General features: G+C 67.9%; 11 protein-coding genes. 1 reads left to right on the top strand and 10 read right to left on the bottom strand.

Annotated elements, in window-relative coordinates:
- Positions 1–420: 420 nt before the first annotated feature.
- The 6 genes from ABT294_RS06330 to ABT294_RS06355 all read right to left on the bottom strand — a co-directional run bounded on the left by ABT294_RS06330 (position 421) and on the right by ABT294_RS06355 (position 10,983).
- Entirely contained in the window at positions 421–4,296 is a 3,876-nt protein-coding gene (locus ABT294_RS06330; RefSeq protein WP_350803938.1) for a DNA-directed RNA polymerase subunit beta', read from the bottom strand.
- A 17-nt stretch (positions 4,297–4,313) separates the two neighbouring features.
- Positions 4,314–7,793, bottom strand: a complete 3,480-nt coding sequence (rpoB, locus tag ABT294_RS06335; RefSeq protein WP_350803940.1) for a DNA-directed RNA polymerase subunit beta — start codon at positions 7,791–7,793, stop codon at positions 4,314–4,316.
- 434 nt (positions 7,794–8,227) lie between these two features.
- Positions 8,228–8,716, bottom strand: coding sequence for an Rv1363c family protein (locus tag ABT294_RS06340; protein ID WP_350803942.1), 489 nt, complete (start codon positions 8,714–8,716; stop codon positions 8,228–8,230).
- A 5-nt stretch (positions 8,717–8,721) separates the two neighbouring features.
- Positions 8,722–9,219 (bottom strand): Rv1363c family protein, encoded by a 498-nt coding sequence (locus tag ABT294_RS06345; protein ID WP_350803943.1) that lies wholly within the window; start codon positions 9,217–9,219, stop codon positions 8,722–8,724.
- A gap of 93 nt (positions 9,220–9,312) precedes the next feature.
- Positions 9,313–10,314, bottom strand: coding sequence for an ABC transporter ATP-binding protein (locus ABT294_RS06350; protein WP_350803944.1), 1,002 nt, complete (start codon positions 10,312–10,314; stop codon positions 9,313–9,315).
- Positions 10,315–10,422: 108 nt separating this feature from the next.
- A complete protein-coding gene (locus ABT294_RS06355; RefSeq protein ID WP_350803945.1) occupies positions 10,423–10,983 on the bottom strand; it encodes a TetR/AcrR family transcriptional regulator in 561 nt (186 codons plus the stop codon).
- Between the two features lie 86 nt (positions 10,984–11,069).
- Between ABT294_RS06355 and ABT294_RS06360 the strand changes: the two genes are divergently transcribed.
- A complete protein-coding gene (locus ABT294_RS06360; RefSeq protein WP_350803947.1) occupies positions 11,070–11,456 on the top strand; it encodes a nuclear transport factor 2 family protein in 387 nt (128 codons plus the stop codon).
- Positions 11,457–11,468: 12 nt separating this feature from the next.
- Here ABT294_RS06360 and ABT294_RS06365 read toward each other — a convergent pair whose 3' ends face one another.
- The 4 genes from ABT294_RS06365 to ABT294_RS06380 form a co-directional block, all read right to left on the bottom strand.
- Complete coding sequence (locus tag ABT294_RS06365; protein ID WP_350803949.1) at positions 11,469–13,430, bottom strand: glycosyltransferase family 39 protein; 1,962 nt, start codon at positions 13,428–13,430, stop codon at positions 11,469–11,471.
- Between the two features lie 607 nt (positions 13,431–14,037).
- Positions 14,038–14,433, bottom strand: a complete 396-nt coding sequence (gene rplL, locus ABT294_RS06370; RefSeq protein ID WP_350803950.1) for a 50S ribosomal protein L7/L12 — start codon at positions 14,431–14,433, stop codon at positions 14,038–14,040.
- A 69-nt stretch (positions 14,434–14,502) separates the two neighbouring features.
- Positions 14,503–15,027 carry a 50S ribosomal protein L10 gene (gene rplJ / locus ABT294_RS06375; protein WP_350803952.1) on the bottom strand — a complete coding sequence of 175 codons (525 nt, stop codon included), beginning with the start codon at positions 15,025–15,027 and terminating at the stop codon, positions 14,503–14,505.
- A gap of 237 nt (positions 15,028–15,264) precedes the next feature.
- Positions 15,265–16,089: an SCO4651 family lipoprotein gene (locus ABT294_RS06380; RefSeq protein ID WP_350803953.1), complete on the bottom strand. Its 825-nt coding sequence runs from the start codon at positions 16,087–16,089 to the stop codon at positions 15,265–15,267.
- Positions 16,090–16,601 lie beyond the last annotated feature (512 nt).

Genomic DNA, 16,601 nt, shown 5'->3' on the forward strand with positions numbered 1-16,601 from the left:
GCCTCACCAGCGTCACCGTGGCCCGACGCGGCACCCGCGCGCCTGCCACCAGCACCCGCACCCGCCGCAGCCGCACCCACGCGCCAGGACGCGAGCCGAAGCAATCGACAAAGAGCATCGGAAAGGCCCGCGACGATCCAGCACAGACCTGAGCAAAGACCGAGTTACTCCGATATATCCGAAAATCTTCCCGCCACACGCCGACCCACAACGAGTGCTCTCGCACTACGTCAACCGGCTGCGTCCGAGATGGCCGACGAACGTCCCACCTGGCAGAACAGGCCCCGATGCCCCTGACACCCAGTCCCGCCTGCGGGCACCTGAACGGTCACGGCCGCACGGTCCCACGACCGACGGAAGTCGTCTCAAAACGAACGCGCCCGGTCTCCGAAGAGACCGGGCGCGTCGCCTTACGCCGTGTTACCGGTTGTACTGGCCGAAGTCGTACTCCTCCAGCGGGACGGCCTCGCCGCTGCCCGTGCCGAAGGTGTAGTCGGCCGCCGAGCCGTCGTAGCCGCCGACCGTGTACATCGCGGCCTTGGCCTCCTCGGTCGGCTCCACCCGGATGTTGCGGTACTGGGGCATACCCGTACCGGCCGGGATGAGCTTACCGATGATGACGTTCTCCTTCAGGCCCAGGAGCGAGTCGGACTTGGCGTGGATCGCCGCGTCCGTCAGGACCCTGGTCGTCTCCTGGAAGGAGGCTGCCGACAGCCACGACTCGGTGGCGAGCGACGCCTTCGTGATGCCCATGAGCACCGGACGGCCGGCGGCGGGAGAGCCGCCCTCGGCCACCGTCTCGCGGTTCATCTGCTCGAAGCGCGGACGCTCGACCAGCTCGCCGGGGAGCAGGTCGGTCTCGCCCGACTCCAGCACGTTCACCCGCTTGAGCATCTGGCGCACGATGATCTCGATGTGCTTGTCGTGGATCGACACACCCTGCGACCGGTACACCTGCTGGACCTCGGCCACCAGGTGCAGCTGCACCGCACGCGGGCCGAGGATGCGCAGCACCTCGTTCGGGTTGACCGCACCGGCGACCAGCTGCTGGCCGACCGAGACGCGCTGGCCGTCGGAGACCAGCAGGCGCGAGCGCATCGAGACCGGGTAGGCGATCTCCTCCGACCCGTCGTCGGGGGTGATGACCAGCTTCCTGGCCTTGTCGGTCTCGTCGATGCGGACCCTGCCCTCGGCCTCGGAGATCGGGGCGACACCCTTGGGGATGCGCGCCTCGAACAGCTCCTGGACTCGGGGCAGACCGTGCGTGATGTCGGCACCGGCCACACCACCGGTGTGGAAGGTACGCATCGTCAGCTGCGTGCCGGGCTCGCCGATCGACTGGGCGGCGATGATGCCGACCGCCTCGCCGACGTCCACGAGCTTGCCGGTGGCCAGCGAGCGGCCGTAGCAGGTCGCGCAGACACCGATCTTGGCCTCGCAGACCAGCGCGCTGCGGGTGCGGACCGTCTCGATTCCGGCGTCGACCAGCTTGGTGACGTGGATGTCGTTGATGTCCGAGCCCGCCGACACGATGACCTTGCCGTCGACCTCGACGTCCTCGGCCAGGATGCGGCCGTGCACGTTGGACTCGGCGTTCTCCGCCTTGACCAGGTTGCCGGACGCGTCGCGCTCGCCGACGTGCAGCGGGACCGCGCGGTCGGTGCCACAGTCGATCTCGCGGACGATGACGTCCTGCGCGACGTCCACCAGACGACGGGTCAGGTAACCCGAGTCGGCGGTACGCAGGGCGGTGTCGGCCAGACCCTTTCGCTGACCGTGGGTGGAGATGAAGTACTCCAGCACCGACAGGCCCTCGCGGAACGAGGCCTTGATCGGACGCGGGATGGTCTCACCCTTGGTGTTGGACACCAGGCCACGGATACCGGCGATCTGGCGCACCTGCATCTTGTTGCCTCGGGCGCCGGAGTTGACCATCATCCAGACCGGGTTGGTCGCCGGGAAGGCGTTGACCATGTCGGTCTCGACGTCGGCCGTCGCGTGGGTCCAGATCTCGATGAGCTCCTGGCGGCGCTCCTCGTCGGTGATCAGACCACGCTCGTACTCACGCTGGACCTTGTCGGCCCGGCGCTCGTAGTTCTCCATGATGTCGGACTTGTTCGGCGGCGCGACCACGTCGTCGATCGAGATCGTCACACCGGAGCGGGTCGCCCAGCGGAAGCCGGCGTCCTTGAGCGCGTCGAGCGAGTTGGCGACCTCGACCTTGGGGTAGGTCTCGGCCAGCTCGTTCACGATCGTGGACAGCTGCTTCTTGCCGACCTGGAAGTTGACGAACGGGTAGCTCGCGGGCAGCGTCTGGTTGAACAGGCACCGCCCGAACGTCGTCTCCAGGCGGATCGGGTCGCCCTGCTCCCAGCCCTCGGGCGCGACCCAGTCGCGAGGCGGCAGGACGTCCTTGAGCCGGATCTGGATCTTCGCCTGGATCTCCAGCTCGCGACGGTCGAAGGCCATCTGCGCCTCGGCGATCGAGCCGAAGACCCGGCCCTCGCCCTCGGCGCCGTCCTTCTGCGTGGTGAGCCAGTACAGGCCGATGACCATGTCCTGGGTGGGCATCGTCACGGGCTTGCCGTCGGCCGGCTTGAGGATGTTGTTGGTCGAGAGCATCAGGATGCGAGCCTCGGCCTGGGCCTCAGCCGACAGCGGCAGGTGCACGGCCATCTGGTCGCCGTCGAAGTCCGCGTTGAACGCGGTGCAGACGAGCGGGTGGATCTGGATGGCCTTGCCCTCGACCAGCTGCGGCTCGAACGCCTGGATGCCCAGACGGTGCAGCGTCGGAGCGCGGTTGAGCAGCACCGGGTGTTCGGTGATGACCTCTTCCAGCACGTCCCACACGACCGGACGGGCACGCTCGACCATCCGCTTGGCCGACTTGATGTTCTGCGCGTGGTTCAGGTCGACCAGGCGCTTCATCACGAACGGCTTGAACAGCTCCAGCGCCATCTGCTTGGGCAGGCCGCACTGGTGCAGCTTGAGCTGCGGGCCGACGACGATGACCGAACGGCCGGAGTAGTCGACTCGCTTGCCCAGCAGGTTCTGACGGAACCGGCCCTGCTTGCCCTTCAGCATGTCGCTGAGGGACTTCAGCGGACGGTTGCCGGGCCCGGTGACCGGGCGACCGCGACGGCCGTTGTCGAACAGCGCGTCGACGGCCTCCTGGAGCATCCGCTTCTCGTTGTTCACGATGATCTCGGGCGCGCCGAGGTCGAGCAGACGCTTGAGGCGGTTGTTCCGGTTGATCACCCGGCGGTACAGGTCGTTCAGGTCGGACGTCGCGAACCGGCCACCGTCGAGCTGCACCATCGGGCGCAGGTCCGGCGGGATGACCGGGATGCAGTCGAGGACCATGCCGCGCGGCGAGTTGGTGGTGTTCAGGAACGCCGACACGACCTTGAGCCGCTTGAGCGCACGGGCCTTCTTCTGGCCCTTGCCGCTGCGGATCGTCTCGCGCAGGTTCTCGGCTTCGGCGTCGAGGTCGAAGCTGATCAGGCGGTCCTGGATCGCCTGCGCGCCCATGCCGCCCTTGAAGTAGCGGCCGAAGCGGTCGCGCATCTCGCGGTAGAGCAGCTCGTCGCCCTCGAGGTCCTGGACCTTGAGGTTCTTGAAGCGGCTCCAGACCTCGTCGAGGCGGTCCAGCTCGCGCTGGGCCCGGTCGCGGAGCTGACGCATCTCGCGCTCGGCGCCCTCGCGGACCTTGCGGCGCTGGTCGCCCTTGGCGCCGGCGGCCTCCAGCTCGGCCAGGTCGCCTTCGAGCTTCTTCTGCCTGGTCTCGACGTCGGCGTCGCGGCGCTGCTCGATGTGCTGCCGCTCGACGGAGATCTTCGCCTCCAGCGAGGGCAGGTCACGCTCACGCATCTCGGTGTCGACATGCGTGATCATGTAGGCCGCGAAGTAGATGACCTTCTCAAGGTCCTTCGGGGCCAGGTCGAGCAGGTAGCCGAGGCGCGAAGGAACGCCCTTGAAGTACCAGATGTGCGTGACGGGCGCGGCCAGCTCGATGTGGCCCATCCGCTCACGACGCACCTTGGCGCGAGTCACCTCGACGCCACAGCGCTCACAGATGATGCCCTTGAAGCGGACGCGCTTGTACTTGCCGCAGTAGCACTCCCAGTCGCGGGTCGGACCGAAGATCTTCTCGCAGAAGAGCCCGTCCTTTTCCGGCTTGAGAGTCCGGTAGTTGATGGTCTCTGGCTTCTTGACCTCACCGTGCGACCACTGACGGATGTCGTCGGCCGTCGCCAGCCCGATCCGAAGCTCGTCGAAGAAGTTGACGTCCAGCATTATGTGCGATCTCCCCCTCAGACTTCTTCCACGCTGCTCGGCTCACGCCGGGACAGGTCGATTCCGAGCTCTTCCGCGGCGCGGAAGACGTCCTCGTCGGTGTCGCGCATCTCGATGGACATGCCGTCGCTGGAGAGCACCTCGACGTTGAGGCAGAGCGACTGCATCTCCTTGATGAGGACCTTGAAGGACTCTGGGATGCCCGGCTCGGGAATGTTCTCGCCCTTGACGATGGCCTCGTACACCTTCACGCGGCCGAGGACGTCGTCGGACTTGATGGTCAGCAGCTCCTGGAGCGCGTAGGCGGCGCCGTACGCCTCCAGCGCCCACACCTCCATCTCACCGAAGCGCTGGCCACCGAACTGGGCCTTACCGCCGAGCGGCTGCTGGGTGATCATGGAGTACGGGCCGGTCGACCGGGCGTGGATCTTGTCGTCGACCAGGTGGAGCAGCTTGAGGATGTAGATGTAGCCGACCGAGATCGGGTACGGGAACGGCTCACCGGAACGGCCGTCGAAGAGCTGGGCCTTGCCGCTCTGCTGGACCATCCGGTCGCCGTCGCGGTTGGCGACGGTGTTGTCGAGCAGCCCGACGATCTCCTCCTCGTGGGCGCCGTCGAAGACCGGGGTCGCCATGTTGGTGCGCGGCTCGACCTTGTCGAAGCCCTTGTCGCGCAGCCGCTCGGCCCAGGCCTCCTGGACGCCGGAGATGTCCCAGCCTCTGGCCGCGATCCAGCCGAGGTGGGTCTCCAGCACCTGGCCGACGTTCATTCGACCGGGCACACCGAGGGGGTTGAGGATGATGTCGACCGGGGTGCCGTCCTCCAGGAACGGCATGTCCTCGACCGGCAGGATCTTCGAGATGACGCCCTTGTTACCGTGCCGGCCGGCGAGCTTGTCGCCGTCGGTGATCTTACGCTTCTGGGCCACGTAGACGCGGACCAGCTCGTTGACACCCGGCGGCAGCTCGTCGCCCTCCTCACGGGAGAACACGCGGACACCGATGACCTTGCCCTGCTCACCGTGTGGCACCTTCAGCGAGGTGTCACGCACTTCGCGGGCCTTCTCACCGAAGATCGCGCGCAGCAGCCGCTCCTCGGGGGTCAGCTCGGTCTCGCCCTTGGGCGTGACCTTGCCGACGAGGATGTCGCCGGGGACGACCTCGGCGCCGATCCGGATGATGCCGCGCTCGTCGAGGTCGGCCAGGACCTCCTCGGAGACGTTCGGGATGTCGCGGGTGATCTCCTCGGGACCCAGCTTGGTGTCGCGGGCGTCGACCTCGTGCTCCTCGATGTGGATCGAGGAGAGGACGTCGTCCTGCACCAGACGCTGGGACAGGATGATCGCGTCTTCGTAGTTGTGGCCCTCCCATGGCATGAACGCCACGAGCAGGTTCTTGCCCAGCGCCATCTCGCCGTTGTCGGTGCACGGCCCGTCGGCGATCACCTGGTTCACCTCGACCCGGTCGCCCTCGGCGACGATGGGCTTCTGGTTGAACGAGGTGCCCTGGTTGGAACGCTTGAACTTGGCGACACGGTAGGTGGTGCGGGTGCCGTCGTCGTTCATGACGGTGACGTAGTCGGCGGAGACCTCCTCGACCACGCCGGCCTTCTCGGCGCTGATGACGTCGCCGGCGTCGGTGGCGGCACGGTATTCCATGCCGGTGCCGACCAGCGGCGCCTCGCTCTTGAGCAGCGGCACCGACTGGCGCTGCATGTTGGAGCCCATGAGCGCGCGGTTGGCGTCGTCGTGCTCGAGGAAGGGGATCATCGCGGTGGCCACCGACACCATCTGGCGCGGCGACACGTCGATGTAGTCGACCTCCTCGGCACGGGCCAGTTCGGTCTCGCCGCCCTTGGTGCGGACCAGGACGCGGGCCTCGGCGAACGACCCGTCGGCGTTGAGCGCCGTGTTGGCCTGCGCCTTGACGAAGCGGTCCTCCTCGTCGGCGGTCAGGTAGTCGATCTGGTCGGTCACCTTGCCGTCGACGACCTTGCGGTACGGCGTCTCGACGAAGCCGAATGCGTTGATGCGGCCGTAGGAGGCCAGCGAGCCGATCAGGCCGATGTTCGGCCCTTCAGGGGTCTCGATCGGGCACATCCGGCCGTAGTGGGACGGGTGCACGTCGCGGACCTCGAAGCCGGCCCGCTCACGCGACAGACCACCGGGGCCCAGCGCGGACAGACGCCGCTTGTGCGTCAGGCCGGCCAGCGGGTTGGTCTGGTCCATGAACTGCGACAGCTGCGAGGTGCCGAAGAACTCCTTGATCGACGCCACGACCGGGCGGATGTTGATCAGGGTCTGCGGCGTGATCGCCTCGACGTCCTGCGTGGTCATCCGCTCGCGCACGACGCGCTCCATGCGGGCCAGGCCCAGGCGGACCTGGTTCTGGATCAGCTCGCCGACGCTGCGCAGGCGGCGGTTGCCGAAGTGGTCGATGTCGTCGACCTCGACGATCACCGTGTCGGTCGGCGCGCCCTGGGCAGCGGGCATCGACTCCTCGCCGGCGTGCAGCCGGACGATGTACTCGATGGTCGCGACGATGTCCTCTTCGGTCAGCGTGCCCTGCGTGATCTCCGAGTCGACCCCGAGCTTCTTGTTGATCTTGTAACGACCCACCTTGGCGAGGTCGTACCGCTTGGGGTTGAAGTAGAGGTTCTCCAGCAGGGTCTGCGCCGACTCCTTGGTCGGCGGCTCACCCGGCCGCAGCTTGCGGTAGATGTCGAGCAGGGCGTCGTCCTGGCCGGCCGTGTGGTCCTTCTCCAGGGTGGCCCGCATCGACTCGTACTGGCCGAAGCGCTCGAGGATCTGCTCGTTGGTCCACCCCAGTGCCTTGAGAAGCACGGTGACGGCCTGCTTGCGCTTGCGGTCGATGCGCACACCGACGCTGTCGCGCTTGTCGATCTCGAACTCGAGCCAGGCACCCCTGGAGGGGATGACCTTGCACCCGTACAGGTCCTTGTCGGACGTCTTGTCGACGTTGCGTTCGAAGTAGACGCCGGGCGACCGGACGAGCTGGGAGACCACGACACGCTCGGTGCCGTTGATGATGAAGGTGCCCTTCGGCGTCATGAGCGGGAAGTCGCCCATGAACACCGTCTGGCTCTTGATCTCACCGGTGGTGTTATTGATGAACTCCGCCGTCACGAACATCGGGGCGGAGAAGGTCATGTCCTTGTCTTTGCACTCATCGACTGAGTACTTGGGCGGCTCGAACCGGTGGTCGCGGAACGACAAGGACATGGTCCCCGAGAAGTCCTCGATCGGACTGATCTCTTCGAAGATCTCTTCGAGGCCCGACTGGGTCGGGACGTCCTTGCGCCCGGCCTGACGAGCCGCCTCTACCCGGGCCTTCCACTTCTCGTTCCCGAGCAGCCAGTCGAACGACTCGGTCTGCAGGGCGAGAAGGTCAGGAACTTCGAGGGGCTCCTGGATGCGCGAAAATGAGACGCGACGGGGACCGGCGGGTACGGCGGAGGCGTTGCGCGAGGCTGCCAACAGATGTCCTTCCGAGGGCTCGCGGCGGACTGACTACACGCACGCCAGACAACCTCGCAACGTGAGCAGCGGAGCGGGTCGTCAAAGGGCAGCGCAAAGGGGCAGTGTAGCCGAACGGCACACGCCTGGCAACTTCGCTCTCGCTGCATGCTCCACGTTGGTCGCAGCATCGCCCGTTCGAGCGAATACGTCAAGCCCGCAAGCCCGACTTTTCGCCGACTCTGGGCCCGGACGCTGGGTTTTCTCCCCTGTGTGATCGGACGCCTACCGTCAGGCCCAAGACGATACCCGCGAACGGGGACGGTTAACGCTCCGTCACACCGAGGGTCGAACCCATGCCGACAACCGGTGTAGCTGTGACTGAGATACCCATGACGAAGGCTTCGCTAAACCTGTTTTTTGGTAACAATTGAAGTAAGCGGCGCGCCGAGGGGTCACGCCGCGCCCAAGAGCGTCGAGAGATCGGCCACCAGCCAGCGAGAATCTTGCCGGATCATGACGAACCTGGCCCGGTTCTTGCTCACGAGTTGCTGAGGCTCGGCCTTCCCGGCGATCTCCTTGACCGTACCCGTGTTCACGAAGAGCAGAACCTCTACCCGGTCGACGTCCGCCTGCTCGACCGCGGCGGCGACCACGGTGGTCGTCTGCACCATCTTCTGCGCCTTGACCTTCGGGACGAGCGTGGCCGACAGGTCCTTGTAGTGCTGAGTGAGCTGGCCCGTGGTGTGCCCGCCCGCCCTGGCCAGGTCCCGCTCGATCGTGCGGTAGTCGTAGGAGAGCAGGTCGGGCGCGACGGCCCGGGCCGAGGCCATGGCCTCGGCTCCCGCGTCCTGTGCCTGGCTCATGGCCCGCAGGTCCAGCCCGAGGAACAGGCCCACCCCGGCCAGGGCCGCCACGACGACGCCGAGCAGCGTGATCCCCACCCACCTCACTCGACCTGCACCGCCTTCGACACCAGCCAGACGCCGCCGACCTTGGTCACGTCCATGGCCCACCGGTAGAAGCGCTCCTGCGCCGGGGTCTTGGAGCCGTCCCAGCGGATGTCCACGTCGGCCACCACCAGCACCTGCGCGGCCGTCTCCGCCTGGGAGACCATCCCGGACGCGCGGAGCACGCCGTGCTGGATCACCTTGTTGGCGACCGTGGTCTCCTTGAGCCGGCCCGCGTTGGCCTCGTACGCCGATCTCGCCCCGCCGGTGGAGGTGGCGAGGATGCGCCGCATGTCGGCGTCGATGGTCTTGTAGTTGAGCGACAGCAGGCTCACCGCGTGGTTCCCCGCCGCGCGCAGGGCCGCCTCGCGGTCGTCCGCCCTGGCCTGCGCGTCGCGGTCCTTCAGGTACGCCCAGACCACCCCCACCGCGAGCACCGCGGCGAGGACGGCGAGCACGGTGACCGGGATGCGAGAGGGTCGAGCAAGCTCCGCCACGTGTGCTCCCCCTTCCGCCCGCCGGATCATAACCCGCGAGCCCTGCTGGCATGCCCGGAATGACGGGAGATGGCAGCTCGGCGGGCCCGTGGTCTAGCTGACGCCGTTGAGATGGGCGTTGACCAGGCGGGGGTACTCCTCCAGCCAGTTGCGCCCGCGCTCGTCCACGAACGAGCCCTGCGGCGGGATGACCCCGTTGGCCGCCAGCCAGGTGCCGGGCGCCTGCTGGGTGCGGCGGATCCGGTTGCCGGTCGGCATGAGTTGCGGCGGGATCGGCGGCAGCACGCCGGAGTCGTGGCCGAGCTGGGCCTCGGCCTCCAGCTCGGAGACGTCCTTCTCCTCGGACATCCCGATCGGCCCGTGCCTCCTGGCGTTCAGGAACTGCCGAACCACGGGCTCGTCGCTCGACAGCAGCATCTCGCGGGGGCCGAACATGACCAGTTCCCGCCTGAACAGCATGCCGATGTCGTCGGGGACCGTACGGGCGGTGTTGATGTCGTGCGTGACGATCAGGAACGTCGCCTCGGTCTCGGCGTTGATGTCGACGATGAGCTGGTTGAGGAGGGCGGTCCTGACCGGGTCGAGCCCGGAGTCTGGCTCGTCGAACAGGATGATCTCCGGGTCGAGCACCAGCGCCCTGGCGAGACCGGCCCGCTTGCGCATGCCGCCGGAGATCTCACCCGGCAGCTTGGCCTCGTCGCCGGTCAGACCGACCAGCTCCATCTTCTCCATGACGATCTCGCGGATCCGGGACTCGCTCTTCCTGGTGTGCTCGCGCAGCGGGAAGGCGACGTTGTCGTACAGGCTCAGCGAGCCGAACAGGGCGCCGTCCTGGAACAGCACGCCGAACAGGCGGCGCAGCTCGTAGAGCTTGTTCTCGCTGCAGTTGGCGAGGTCGTGGCCGTCGATCCAGATGTGCCCGCGATCGGGCCTGAGCAGGCCGACCAGCGTCTTCAGGAACACCGACTTGCCGGTGCCCGAGGGGCCGAGCAGCACCGAGATCTCGCCCGCGGGCAGGGTGAGCGAGACGTCCTCCCAGATGACCTGCCGGCCGAACGACTTGGTCAGCCCGTCGACCACGACCTCGACGCCCACCGGTCACCTTCCCTCGTCGCGGAGTGCACTCAGGAGACAACGTGCTGCCATCACGGTAGCGGTGATCGAAGAAATTGGAACGCATTCCAATAACTTGTTACTGCGCGGTTATGGGACGTCCGGCCCGGCGAGCGCGCGCAGGCAGGGACGCAGCAACCGGGCGATCTTCTCCGGCGGCACGTCGCGGAGCTCGTCCAGTTCGAGCAGCTGGTGGCCGACCGTGACGCCGAGCATGATCGTTGTCATCAGGGCGGCACGCAGCCGGGCGTCCTCGCCCGACATCGACTCGCCGATCTGCGCGATCTGCCCGCTCAGGACGGCCCGCGCCGACGCGGCGGCCTCCGGATGGGTCAGCATGGACCGCATCATCGCGAGGGACGCCTGAGGCATCTCCCCGAGCTTCATCCCGAGCGAGGCCAGCACCTGCTCGACCAGTTCCTCGGGGCCCAGCCCGGCCACCGGCGCGGGCGTCACCCGCACGGCCGCGCTGAAGAGTTCCTGCTTGCTGCCGAAGTACTGCATCACCAGCGCGGGATCGACCCCGGCCGACTGCGCGACGGCCCTGATCGTGGTGCGCTCGAAGCCGCGCTCGGCGAACAGCTCGCGAGCCGCGTCGAGGATGCGCCGCTCGGTTCTGCGGCGGCGTTCCGCCCGCGGGAGCTCACTCACAGCGCCGACTCTACATCCGTTGACCGACGCCCTCATTTCGCTCTACGCTCGTTGAGTCAACACCCGTTGAGGAATTGGGGTTTCGCATGTCCCACGCCGAGATCGTCACCAGGTACCGCGCCGCGATGCGGCACAAGTCGCCCGACGAACTGGCCGACCTGTACGCCGAGAACGGCCTGCACGAGTTCCCCTTCGGGGGCCTGCCGCCGTTCAAGGGGCGCGAAGAGGTCCGCGCGGGCTACACCGCCATGTGGGGCGCGATGGTCGCGGAGGTCAGCGAGATCCGCGCCGTGGTGATGCACCAGACCACCGACCCGGAGGTGGTGGTCGCGGAGCACGAGACGGTCGTCACGGTCGGCGGGCAGGTCCTCCCCGTGCCTGGCCTGCTGATCCTGCGCATCCGGGACGGGCTGATCGTCCACACGAGGGACTACATGGACACGAGCGCGATCATGAAAGTCCGCGCAGCCTGAGCAGCTTCCAGGTCAGCGGGTCAGGTCGTACACGGTGACGCCGGCGACGGTGGTGGCGGTGAACGTGCTCCCCACCCAGGACGCGATCCTGACCGCCTCGTCGCTCCCGCCACTGCCGCCGGTGCCTCCCGTGCCTCCCAAGCCTCCGGTGCCGCGGCCGGTGTTGCGGCCGCCGCCCATGCCGGCCCCGATGAAGTAGTGGATCTTCTTCTCGGCCACGTACCGCTGGAACCGCTCCAGCGTCGGCGCGGGGTCGGTGCCGTTGAAGCCGCCCACCGCCATCACGGGCGAGCCGGTGGCGAGCTGATACCCGGCCGCGTTGTTGGACCCGACGGTCGCCGCCACCCACGTGTAGCCGGACGCGCCGCCCTCCAGCAACGCGGTCAGCTCCGCCCCGGGCGTCCCGGCTTCCAGGAGCCCGCCCATGCCGCCAGGCCGCCCGCCCGTCCCCCGGAAGCCACCGTCAGCGCCCGGACCCCGCACGCCGCCGCCAGGCTGCCGGAAGCCGCCGGGCGGCTGCCTGAACGCGCCTCTCTGGAACGCGCCGCCGGGCCGCCCACCGAATCCGCCCGTCGAGGGGCCCGCTGCCGGGATCGCCCCGGTGTGCGGCGAGGAGGCGGTGTCGAGCGCGTACGCCGCGGGCCCCGCCAGTCCCGCCAGCAGCGCCGCCACCACTCCCCCCAGCACCCACCCGCGCCACCTCGGCACGGCGAGCAACCGCCCGAAGGCCAGCACGCCGGCGGCGGCCAGCCCCACGACGCCCACGACGAGGCCGAGCCACGAGTTCCACTCGGCGCTGCGCGACAGCAGCACGTACGCCCACACCGCCGTCACCGCGGTGACCACGGCCGACGCGGCGAAGGCCCGCCGCTCCCACAGCAGGGCAATCCCCATCCCCACCAGCACGGCGATCGCCGGAGCCAACGCGACGGTGTAGTACGCGTGGAAGATCCCCTGCATCAGGCTGAAGACGAGCCCGGTGGCGACCAGCCAGCTCCCCCACGTCCAGAAGGCGGCCCGGACCGGATCCGCCCGAGGCGCCCGCCGGGTCACCCAGGTGGCGACGGCCAGCAGCACCAAGGCCGCCGGCAACAGCCACGAGATCTGCCCGCTGGCCTCGGTGTCGAACAACCGCAGCCACCCGGCCTGCTGGTTCAGGTTCCCCAGCCCGCCGTAGTCCGCCCCGTTGAGCCGCCCGATCCCGTTGTAGCCCAGCGCGAGCTCCAGGACGCTGTTCCCCTGCGACCCGCCGATGTACGGCCGGTCAGCGGCGGGCACGAGCGCCACGACCGCCACCCACCACCCGGCGGACACCACCATGGCCAGCCCGGCCAGCAGCAACTGCCGCACCCGCCGCCAGACCGCCACCGGACCGGTCACCAGATACACCAGCGCGAACCCGGGCAACACCAGGAACGCCTGCAGCATCTTGGCCAGGAACGCGAACCCCACCGCCACTCCCGCCAGCACCAGCCACCGGGTGGCCCCCCGCTCCTGCGCCCGGACGACGCAGTATCCGGCCACGGTCAGCAGCAACACCAGCAACGCGTCGGGGTTGTTGAACCGGAACATCAACACGGCCACCGGCGTGAGCGCCATGACCGCGCCCGCGAGCAACCCCGCCCAAGCGGGAAACAGCCGCCGCACGGTCGCGTACACCACGGCCACCGCACCCACGCCCATGAGCGCCTGCGGCACCAGAATGCTCCACGAGTTCAGCCCGAACAGCCGCACGCTCAACGCCATCGGCCACAGCGAAGCAGGCGTCTTGTCGACGGTGATCGCCCCAGCCGCGTCGGACGCCCCGAAGAAGAACGCCTTCCAGCTCTGGCTACCGGCCTGCACAGCGGCGGAGTAGAACCCGTTCGCCCACCCGGAGGCTCCGAGCCCCCAGACGTACAGCACGGCGGTGGCGAGCAGCAACAGGCCCAGCCCCGCCTGACGAGCCTTCGGACGCGCGACGATGTTCAGCACATCCGCACGCTAAGCGGGCGTCCTCACCGGGCGATGAGACGCGCATGAGAATCGCGTGAGCCCGTCCAAGAACGCGTTGTATCGGCGAGCACCCCGTGAGCCTTCACGACCAGCGCTCGACGGACGCCGGCCCGGTACGGCGGTGCGGGCAACCCATGCGAAGCCGTACAAGACCGTGGGCCTCACCGGCACGGCGGCGCGCCGAACCACCCACGCCAGCGCCGGACGGCCCCCAGACGCAAAGGGCGCCACGCACCCGTGGCGCAAAACCTCACGGCGCCCGACACAAACGAGACCGCGCCCCCGACGGCAGCCCAACACAAAGGAGAGGACGCACCTGACGGCAGCCCAACACGAAAGAGACCACGCACCTGACATCACCCCGACGGGTGATCGCACGCCTGAGCGCGAGAAGAGACAGGACCCTGAACGAACGCGCGCCGCACCGAACGACGCCTTGCGCATCTTCGACCTGAAGATGTCGACCTGAAGATGTCGGCGTGGGGGCGGAATCGGCGCGGACCTGAATGCGGACACGAAAAAAGGCGGCCCACCCGGCACCAGGGTGTGGCCGCCTCTTTCGAAGAAGAGTCGCGTGAAGCAGAAGTTACTTCACGGTGACGGTGGCGCCGGCGCCCTCGAGGGCAGCCTTGGCCTTCTCCGCCTGCTCCTTGTTGACCTTGCCGTCGAAGACCGGCTTCGGAGCGCCGTCGACCAGGTCCTTGGCCTCCTTGAGGCCCAGGGACGTCAGGGCGCGGATCTCCTTGATGACCTGGATCTTCTTGTCGCCGGCAGCCTCGAGGATGACGTCGAACTCGTCCTGCTCCACGGCCTCGGCGGCAGCGCCACCGTCACCGCCAGCGGCGGGGGCAGCGGCAACCGCGACGGGGGCGGCGGCCTTGACGTCGAAGACTTCCTCGAACTGCTTCACGAACTCGGAAAGCTCGAGGAGGGTCATCTCCTTGAACGCGTCGAGCAGCTCGTCGGTGCTGAGCTTCGCCATGATGGTTTCCTCCGTATGGATCTTGCGAAAACTAGGATCGGGACCGCGGGTGTTGCGGCAATCCCCGTGCTACTCGCCCGCCTCTTCGCGCTTCGCGCGAAGGGCTTCGGCCAGCTGAGCCATGTTGGTGGGCAGCGCGGCGAACATCGCGGCAGCAGCGCTCTGCTTCGCCTTGAGCGCGCCAGCAAGCTTCGCGAGGAGCACCTCGCGGGACTCGAGGTCGGCGAGCTTGGTGATCTCGGACGCGTCCAGCGTCTTGCCGTCGAGGACGCCACCCTTGATCACCAGAAGGGGATTGGCCTTGGCGAAGTCACGCAGACCCTTGGCCGCCTCGACAACGTCGCCGCTGACAAAGGCGATCGCGGTCGGACCGGCGAGCAGGTCGTCAAGACCCGCGAGACCGGCCTCGGTGGCCGCGATCTTGGTAAGGGTGTTCTTCGCCACGGCGAACTTCGCATTCTCACCGAGAGAGACGCGCAGCTGCTTGAGCTGTGCGACGGTGAGACCGCGGTACTCGGTCAGAACGGCGGCGGCGCTGCCCTCGAACTCGCTCTTGAGCTCGGCAACCGCTGTCGCCTTATCCGCCCTCGCCATGGGCCTCCTTCCAGATGTGCCGCCAGCGAAGGCCCAGACATGAGAACAGCCCCGGGCGCAGGGCGCACGGGGCTCACGCACATGATTCACACCATGTGGGAAACTCGCATCACACCTGCGCGGGCCGTCCGCATGAAGCGGATCCTTCGGTCGCCAGGCTTTGAGGCACCTGACGACGACCGGCGGTCTTCGGCAACGACCAGAGTACGTGCTGGCCGCCGAGTTTCCAAATCGTTCTCAGTTGGTGGTGCGGTCGGGCAGGTCTCCGACCTGGTCGGCGGGCGGGGTCTGGATGTTGACGGGCTCGTTGAAGCCCTTGAACAGCATGGTCGCGTCCAGCGTGGCGCCCTCCTTGGCGCCGTTCAACGCCAGCTTGCGGGGCAGACCGTCGCTGCCGACCCAGATGTCGAACTTGACGTCCTTGAGCTCGGCGAGGTTGGACTTGGCCTGCTCCTGCTCGTTCGCGGGGAGCAGCTGGACGGCGGCGTCAACGGGGAACGTCCCGCTGTAGTGGGTCGTGTCGGTTCCGTCGACGGTCTCGTTGCCCGCGGCCTTCACGTCCTGGGACGCGGTGACCAGCTTGGTGACGTTGGCGAGGTCGAACTGCTGGATCTGGTCCAGGGACTGCTTGACCTCCCCGGGGGCGCCAACGTCGGTCAGCGGCACCTTGATCCACGGCTTGGTCGCGCCGAGCATCTCCTTGAGCGCCTCTACCTTGACGTAGACGGTGTCACCCTGGAGCACGGCCCGCACCCCGCCCGGCAGGCCCCGCCCGCCCATGTCGACGGTGTCGAGCGTGAGATCGACGGCGAGCGGCTGCCGCTGGTACAGCATCCGCCCCTGCACCTTGCCGTTGCCTTCCTGGGGGTGCGTCACGTTCGCGACGGCGTCCACCGTGTAGCTGGTGACGTCCTGAGTCTTCTGCGCGGCCTGCGCGAGCACCTCGGAGGCTGCCAGCTTGACCTGGATGGGCTGCGCGTTCGTTCCACAACCGGCGACCGCGACCGCGACGAGGGCGGCACCGGCCGCGGCGGTGGCGAGAGAATACCTACGCTTCAGCATGTTTTGACCCTACGTGTCGGCGTCTCCGTCGTGGCGTCTTCCCCGAAGATCTAGGGGAAAACCCAGGGATGTCCCGGAGCCTCGCGTCCCCGAAGACCTCGCCGAACCGCCCGACCAGGCAGACACGCAGCTGCGCCGGAGCGCGCCCCTGCCGCAAAGTCACCAGATTGTCACCCCTCCGGGCACCGCGCAGACCGCGACCTCCCTGCCAGGCGCACCTCACAGCAAAGCCGCACACCGACCGCACCTGTCCGCGAGGGGCAGGCAGCGCGAGGCAGCTGCGCGGGCGCGGATGTCGGCGCGAAGACGCAGAAGCCCCCGCCTGAAGTCAGGCGGGGGCACGCCGCCCTACGAGCCGACACTGCCACGCGCACGCCGAAGCCAGCACGAAAACGCAGAAAGCCCCCGCCTTAAGTCCTTAAGTTCTAGGGATCGTCGCAACACCCCAGCTCGGGGGATGCGATGGACTTCGAGATCCGTAAGGACCGCAAACCGCAGGGGCCGAAGAAGCT

This window comes from Nonomuraea sp. NPDC000554 (genome assembly GCF_040300065.1).
Taxonomy (GTDB): Bacteria; Actinomycetota; Actinomycetes; order Streptosporangiales; family Streptosporangiaceae; genus Nonomuraea.

What these genes read in the sequence shown, in the direction of transcription:
- ABT294_RS06330 (WP_350803938.1), bottom strand. Translation starts at nt 4,296, where the DNA reads ATGCTGGACGTCAACTTCTTCGACGAGCTTCGGATCGGGCTGGCGACG.
- rplJ (WP_350803952.1), bottom strand. Translation starts at nt 15,027, where the DNA reads ATGGCGAGGGCGGATAAGGCGACAGCGGTTGCCGAGCTCAAGAGCGAG.
- rplL (WP_350803950.1), bottom strand. Translation starts at nt 14,433, where the DNA reads ATGGCGAAGCTCAGCACCGACGAGCTGCTCGACGCGTTCAAGGAGATG.
- ABT294_RS06380 (WP_350803953.1), bottom strand. Translation starts at nt 16,089, where the DNA reads ATGCTGAAGCGTAGGTATTCTCTCGCCACCGCCGCGGCCGGTGCCGCC.
- ABT294_RS06360 (WP_350803947.1), top strand. Translation starts at nt 11,070, where the DNA reads ATGTCCCACGCCGAGATCGTCACCAGGTACCGCGCCGCGATGCGGCAC.